The sequence below is a fragment of the Streptomyces sp. yr375 genome (genome assembly GCF_900110755.1).
GTDB lineage: Bacteria > Actinomycetota > Actinomycetes > Streptomycetales > Streptomycetaceae > Streptomyces.
Map to the genome: position 1 here is coordinate 1 of NZ_FOFF01000096.1, position 6,283 is coordinate 6,283.

Consider the following 6,283-nt stretch of genomic DNA (forward strand, 5'->3'; position numbering starts at 1 on the left):
CGCCATGCCTCACGGGGTTCCTCCGAAACCGCGGAGGGACCCCGGTTCGGCTCAGCAGCCTGATGGAAGGAACTGATTTCTTCACCAACGGCGTCGCCGGCACGCTCAAGACGCTGAAGTACACCGAGCCGCGCACGCTCCAGTTCGACCGCAGGGCGGTCGTGAACGGGCGGCAGATGGTGCGGATCACCACGGAGGAGTTCGCCGGGTACTGGATTCCGGCCAACCAGGTCACCACAGACGGGCACTGAACGGGCACGGAACGGGCACTGAGCACAGCCGTTTCGCGGGCAGGGGTCGCCGGGCGTCAGGCCGGCGGCCCCTCCCCCGTATGCTCGCCAGGCGTAGCCAGACACCGGAAGGCGGAGAAGTGAACTACAGGGTCCAGCCCAGTGCGCAGGTCGACGCGAGTGCCGAGATCGGCGCCGGGAGCAGTGTGTGGGACCTCGCGCAGATCCGGGAAGGCGCGCGGCTCGGCGAGGGCTGTGTGGTCGGGCGGGGCGCGTACGTCGGCTCCGGGGTGCGGATGGGCGACAACTGCAAGCTGCAGAACTACGCGCTCGTCTACGAGCCCGCCGAGCTCGGTGACGGTGTCTTCATCGGCCCCGCCGTGGTCCTCACCAACGACCACAACCCGCGTTCCGTGGACCCCGAGGGCAAGCAGAAGCGCGGCGGCGACTGGGAGGCCGTCGGCGTGAAGATCTCCGACGGGGCGTCCATCGGGGCCCGCTCGGTGTGTGTCGCGCCGATCACCATCGGCCGTTGGGCGATGGTCGCCGCGGGCGCCGTCGTCACCAAGGACGTGCCGGACTTCGCGCTGGTCGTGGGCGTGCCGGCCCGTCGGGTCGGCTGGGTCGGACACGTCGGCGTGCGGCTGGTCGAACGCGACGGCGAGCCGGGGGTGTGGGAGTGCCCGCAGACCGGCTCCCTCTACGAGGAGAAGGACGGGGTGCTCACCGAGCGCGCCCTGTGACAGCCAAGCAGCACCCCTTACGGGACTGTCCGGGTTGAACCCTTTTCTCCACTTGCAGGCACAAGGTTCACGAAATCGTTACCCGAGCGAGTCGAAACCCGGAAGCCGGGTGCTGACCACGGCATGGACACGACGCGCTCGCCCTGGGGCAACCCCGCGCGGACCTGGTGCGTCCAACGCTCTGCCTACCATTTCCTTGTCCATTCTTTTCCCGCAGTCGCCGCAGCCGTCTTACCAAGCAGCCCGCCGCCCCCAGAAGAAGAGTGCTCTGTGAAAGTCATCAGCATCGTCGGTGCCCGTCCTCAGTTGGTGAAGCTCGCGCCCATCGCGGCGGCCTTCGCCGAGACCGAGCACGAGCACGTCATCGTGCACACCGGGCAGCACTACGACGCCGACCTCTCCGACGTCTTCTTCTCGGGACTCGGCATCCCGGACCCCGACGTCCACCTGGGTGTCGGCTCCGGCAGCCACGGCGTGCAGACCGGCGCCGTCCTCTCCGCGCTCGACCCGGTCCTCGAGCGTGAGCAGCCCGACTGGGTGCTCGTGTACGGCGACACCAACTCCACGATCGCCGGCGCGCTGTCCGCGGTGAAGATGCACCTGCCGGTCGCGCACCTGGAGGCGGGCCTGCGCTCCTTCAACCGGCGGATGCCGGAGGAGCACAACCGCGTCCTCACCGACCACAGCGCCGACCTGCTGCTCGCGCCCACCGAGGAGGCCGTGCGCCACCTCGCCAGCGAGGGCCTCGCCGACCGCACCCGGCTGGCCGGTGACGTGATGGTCGACATCTGCCTGCGCATCCGCGACCAGGTCCGGGCCGGCGAGTTCGCCGCGCCCGAGCTGCCCGAGGGCATCGACCCGGCGAAGCCGTTCCTGCTGGCGACCCTGCACCGCCCGGACAACACCGACGACCCCGAGCGGCTCGCCCGAATCGTCGACTCGCTCGCCAAGCTGCCGGTGCCGGTGGCGCTCGCCGCCCACCCGCGGCTGGTCGCCCGCGCCCAGGAGCACGGCATCGACCTGGCCCAGGGCAACCTGCACGTGTGCCGCCCGCTGCCGTACGCGAGCCTGGTCGCCGCCGTGCTGGCCTCGGTCGGCGTGGTGACGGACTCCGGCGGTCTGCAGAAGGAGGCGTTCCTGCTGGAGCGCATCTGCACCACCATCCGCCCGGAGACCGAGTGGGTGGAAACCGTTCACACCGGTTGGAACGTCCTCGTACCCGACCCGCACACGCTGTCGCCCCAGGAGTGGGCCGAGACCGTGACCCGTGCCGTGCCGACCGACGACCCCGGCACGCCGTACGGCGACGGCCGCGCGGCGCACAACGTCGTCCGTCTCATGGAGGAATGGAAGGGGGGCAGCCGGCCCGCCTGACATGAGCAGGGGAACCGGGGCCGTCGGCGGCCGCCTGTGGGCGGCCGCACGGAGCCACGATCCGCGCATGTCAGCGTGCTAGCGTCAACCGCTATGTCATCGTCTCCCCCGTCCGGGCCGCCTGCGGAAGGCAAGCGACCGCACGTCATCTACCTCGCCATCGGCTTCCCGCCCGCCGCCAAGAGCTCCACGTACCGGATGCGCGAGACCGCCAACCAGTTCGTGAAGGCCGGCTGGGACGTCACGGTCGTCAACATCGCCCGGGAGTCCTGGGAACTCGACTCCGGCATCGACCTCTCCCTGCTGGAGCAGGTCGACCCCCAGGTCAAGATCGTCGAGCTGCCGCTCGCCCGCGAGGACCTCGAGACGGACATCCGCCTCTTCGACGAGGCGCGTGCCCTGGACCCCAACGGCTGGGTCGCGAGGCTCCGCCGCCGCCACACCGAGACGTTCCCGGAGCCGAACTTCGGCGAGTGGCGCGACGACCTGGAGCAGGCCGTGCTGCGCATCCACCGGGAGCACCCGGCGGACCTGCTGCTCGCCAGTTGCGTGCCGTACGTGAACCTCGCCGCGGCCTGGAAGCTGTGGGAGGAGGCGAAGGTGCCGTACGCGGTGGACTTCCGCGACGGCTGGTCCATCGATGTCATCGACGGCGTCGAGGCCTTCGCCCGCGACTCCTCCGAGGGTCGCTGGGAGCAGAAGATCCTCGACAACGCGGTGTCGCTGTGGGTCGTCAACGACCCCATCGCCGAGCACTACCGCAAGCGCTACCCGGACTTCGCGAGCCGCGTGCACGTCGTGCGCAACGGGTACGACGCGGACAGCTCGCCGGGCCGGGCGCACAACCCGGACCCCGACGCCGGGCTGGTCTTCGGCTACCTCGGCACGGTCAACTTCACCGTCCCGCACCTGGAGACGGTGCTGAACGCCTGGCGGGCCGCCCGTGCGAAGGAGCCGCTGCTGGCGAACGCGCGCTTCGAGCTGCGCGGCCACCTCGGCAACGGCGCCACCCGCGGCGCGAACCGGCACGCCGAGGTCTTCAAGGAGGCCGAGGTCGACGGCGTCGTCTTCGGCGGTCCCGCCGCCAAGGCCGAGGTCTCCTCGATCTACGCGAGCTGGGACGCCATGGTGCTGATCCTCATCGGCGGCCGCTTCGTCACCTCGGGCAAGGTGTACGAGTACATGGCGACCGGCCTGCCCATCGTGTCGGCGCACGCCGCCGAGCACGACGCCTCCAACGTGCTGCGCGGCCATCCGCTGTGGACGGGCGCCCCCGGCATCGACGAGGCGGGCCTGACCGAGTCGTTCATCAAGGCCGCCCACATGGCGGTGGAGACGACCGACGAGGAGCACGCCGAGGCGATGGCCCACGCCGACCAGTTCACTCGTGAGGCGCTGATGTCCGTCGCCGTCAAGAACCTTGTCGAGGAGCTCGCCAAGTGACCGAAGTCCTGCTCGTGGCGTATGTCCGGCCGCAGCTCGGCGTCCTCGCCGACGCGGTACGCAAGTTCAACGCCCAGGGCGCGCGCGTGCATCTGGCGGGCATGTTCGACCTGGAGGCCGAGGGTCTCCCCGAGGAACTCGCCCAGGTCGGGCTGGCCAGTGCGCACCAACTGCCGCGCACCCTCAAGCACCGCAGCCAAGCGGTCCGCCGCCGGCTCGGCAAGGCCCCGCGCGGCCTGCGCAACTGGACGCAGATCAAGGGCGACTCCTGGCTGCGCTCGCACGGCCGCAAGGCCGATGTGCTCGTCGCCCTGGACGTGGCCACCGTGTACACGGTGTGGCGGCTCGCCGAGTACAACCGCTCCGCGCCGGCCAAGTTCGGGCTCGCGCCCGCGCTGAAGGCCGTCGAGGAGCTGAAGGCGCAGGGCGGGACCACGGTCCGCCGTTCCTCCGTCCTGCCGCCGCTGCACGCGATCACCCGTGACGTGAAGCGCAGCGTCGACCGCCTGCCCGCGCAACTGGTGCGGACGGCGACGCCCCGGCCGCTGATGCGGTCCGGCGTCGGCGCCCGGCTGTGGCGCTCGGCGGTGACCGCGCCCGGCATGCCCATAAGGGTGCGCGCCGCGACCTCGCGGTATGTCGCCGAGGGCATGCAGTGGGCGGGCCGCACCAGCGGTGCCGCGCTCACCCTCGCGGACGCCGCCGCGAAGATCCCCGATCTCCAACTGCGGGCGGACCTCTACTACGAGGGCGTCATGCAGGAGCTGAAGAAGGGCATCAGCCCCCGGTATCTCGGCAAGGCGGTCGAGGCGCAGCTCGCCAACGCCGACGCGCTGTACGCCCGGGGCAAGAGCGACGACTCGGCCGAGGCGATCAACCGCGCCCTGTTCCTGCACTTCCACCGGGTGCTGCACATCGACCAGTTGTCGTCGCCGCTGGCCAAGGACGCCGAGGGCTTCGTGGCCCCGCTGCACCGCTCCAAGGCGTTCCAGGCGCTGAGCCGCCCCCGCGGCCGCAAGGTGCCCGCCGCGCCCGCCCCCACCGACCGCCCGCTGCGGCTGCTGGTGACGACGAGCGCCAACGACAACTTCCTGCACCTGATCAGGGAGCACTTCGCCGACCATCCCGGCGTCGAGCTGCGCTACCTCGACCTGGCCTCGAACAAGCACCTGAAGCGGATCTCCTGGGCGGCCCCGCGCATGCTCAAGGACCGCCTGGCGGACGGCACGAGCGACTACCAGGAAGAGGTGGAGCGCCTGATGCGCCCCCACCTCGACTGGGCCGACACCGTCTTCCTGGAGTGGGCGGCGGGTCCGGCCGGCATGCTCACCGCGATCGACCCGGGCGACACCCGGATCGTGGTGCGTCTGCACAGCTACGAGGCGTTCACGCGCTGGCCGCACATGACGGACTTCTCCCGGATCGACGACCTCGTGTTCGTCGCCCCGCACGTGAAGGACCTGACCGCCGCGCTGGTGCCGACGCTGCGCGGCGAGCACGCGCCGCGCTTCCACCTCATCGACAACGCCATGGACATGTCGGGCTTCAACCGGGCGAAGCCGGCCGACGCCCGCTTCAACCTCGGTCTGGTCGGCATCAGCCAGGTCGCCAAGGACCCCAAGTGGGCCCTGGACGTCCTGGAGCGGGTCCGCAAGCACGACGACCGCTACCGGCTGCTGCTGGTCGGCGGCGACATGGACCCGAAGACCAGCCAGGCCACCCGGCAGTACCTGAACGAGTTCGAGGAGCTGCTCGCCCCGCTGGAGGAGTCCGGCGCGGTGGTCCGGCTCGGCCCGACGGACGACGTCCCGTCCAAGCTCGTCGAGTTCGGTACGATCCTCAGCTCCTCGGTGCGCGAGGGCTGCCACGTCGGTCTGATGGAGGGCGCGGCCAGCGGCGCCGTCCCCGTCGTCCGCGACTGGCCGTTCTACGCGGGCAAGCCCAACAGCGCCCGGACCCTCTACCCCGAGGGCTGGGTGGTGGGCTCCCCCGCCGAGGCGGCCGAGCGGATCCTCAAGGTCACGGCCACCGAGGAGTCCTGGCGCGCCGCGGGCAAGCTGGCCACCGAGCACGCGCTGACGGTGTGGGACTGGCCCGTGGTCCAGAAGCACTTCGAGACGCTGATCCTGGACGAGAACTAGCCCCGTACTTCGCGGGTCACCGATTCAGGTCTGTGGCCAGCGGGTTCGGGTGACTTCGATGCCGAGGAGTTCGAGGAGGTGAAGTTGGACGCCGCGGGTGATCTGGACGGTGGGCGGGTCGGTCACGTTGCCGATCCGCAGGGTGAGTTCGCCGAGGTGGTAGAGGATCATCCGGCCGGTGGGCCGGACCCGGCGGTTGTCCGGATATAGGCCGGTCATGGTCTGCGTGGGGCCCAGTGCCTGCCGGACCTGGCGCTCGATCAGGCTGAACACCAGCAGGGCCAGGCAGATCACCTGGACCAGGGCGGCGACGCGGTGGTTGTGCTGCACGAAGACCGGGGCGACCGCGAGG

At 70.7% G+C, this 6,283-nt stretch carries 6 protein-coding genes; 5 read left to right on the forward strand and 1 reads right to left on the reverse strand.

The annotated features are described in order from the left end of the window. Positions 1 to 62 precede the first annotated feature (62 nt). From BMZ82_RS38760 to BMZ82_RS38780, 5 genes are all read left to right on the forward strand, one after another. On the forward strand, positions 63 to 251 hold the full coding sequence (locus tag BMZ82_RS38760; RefSeq protein WP_093782077.1) for a hypothetical protein: 189 nt from the start codon (positions 63 to 65) through the stop codon (positions 249 to 251). Positions 252 to 370: 119 nt separating this feature from the next. Further along, a complete protein-coding gene (locus tag BMZ82_RS38765; RefSeq protein ID WP_093782078.1) occupies positions 371 to 973 on the forward strand; it encodes an acyltransferase in 603 nt (200 codons plus the stop codon). Between the two features lie 270 nt (positions 974 to 1,243). After that, entirely contained in the window at positions 1,244 to 2,347 is a 1,104-nt protein-coding gene (wecB, locus tag BMZ82_RS38770) for a non-hydrolyzing UDP-N-acetylglucosamine 2-epimerase (RefSeq protein WP_093782079.1), read from the forward strand. Positions 2,348 to 2,545: 198 nt separating this feature from the next. Next, positions 2,546 to 3,790: a glycosyltransferase gene (locus BMZ82_RS38775; RefSeq protein WP_177244881.1), complete on the forward strand. Its 1,245-nt coding sequence runs from the start codon at positions 2,546 to 2,548 to the stop codon at positions 3,788 to 3,790. Continuing rightward, positions 3,787 to 5,931, forward strand: coding sequence for a glycosyltransferase family protein (locus tag BMZ82_RS38780; RefSeq protein WP_093782081.1), 2,145 nt, complete (start codon positions 3,787 to 3,789; stop codon positions 5,929 to 5,931). Before BMZ82_RS38775 ends, BMZ82_RS38780 begins: the two co-directional genes overlap by 4 nt. A 24-nt stretch (positions 5,932 to 5,955) precedes the next feature. Here the strand turns inward: BMZ82_RS38780 and BMZ82_RS42465 are convergent. After that, on the reverse strand, positions 5,956 to 6,283 hold a 328-nt coding region (locus BMZ82_RS42465), incomplete at its 5' end, for a hypothetical protein (protein ID WP_256252356.1).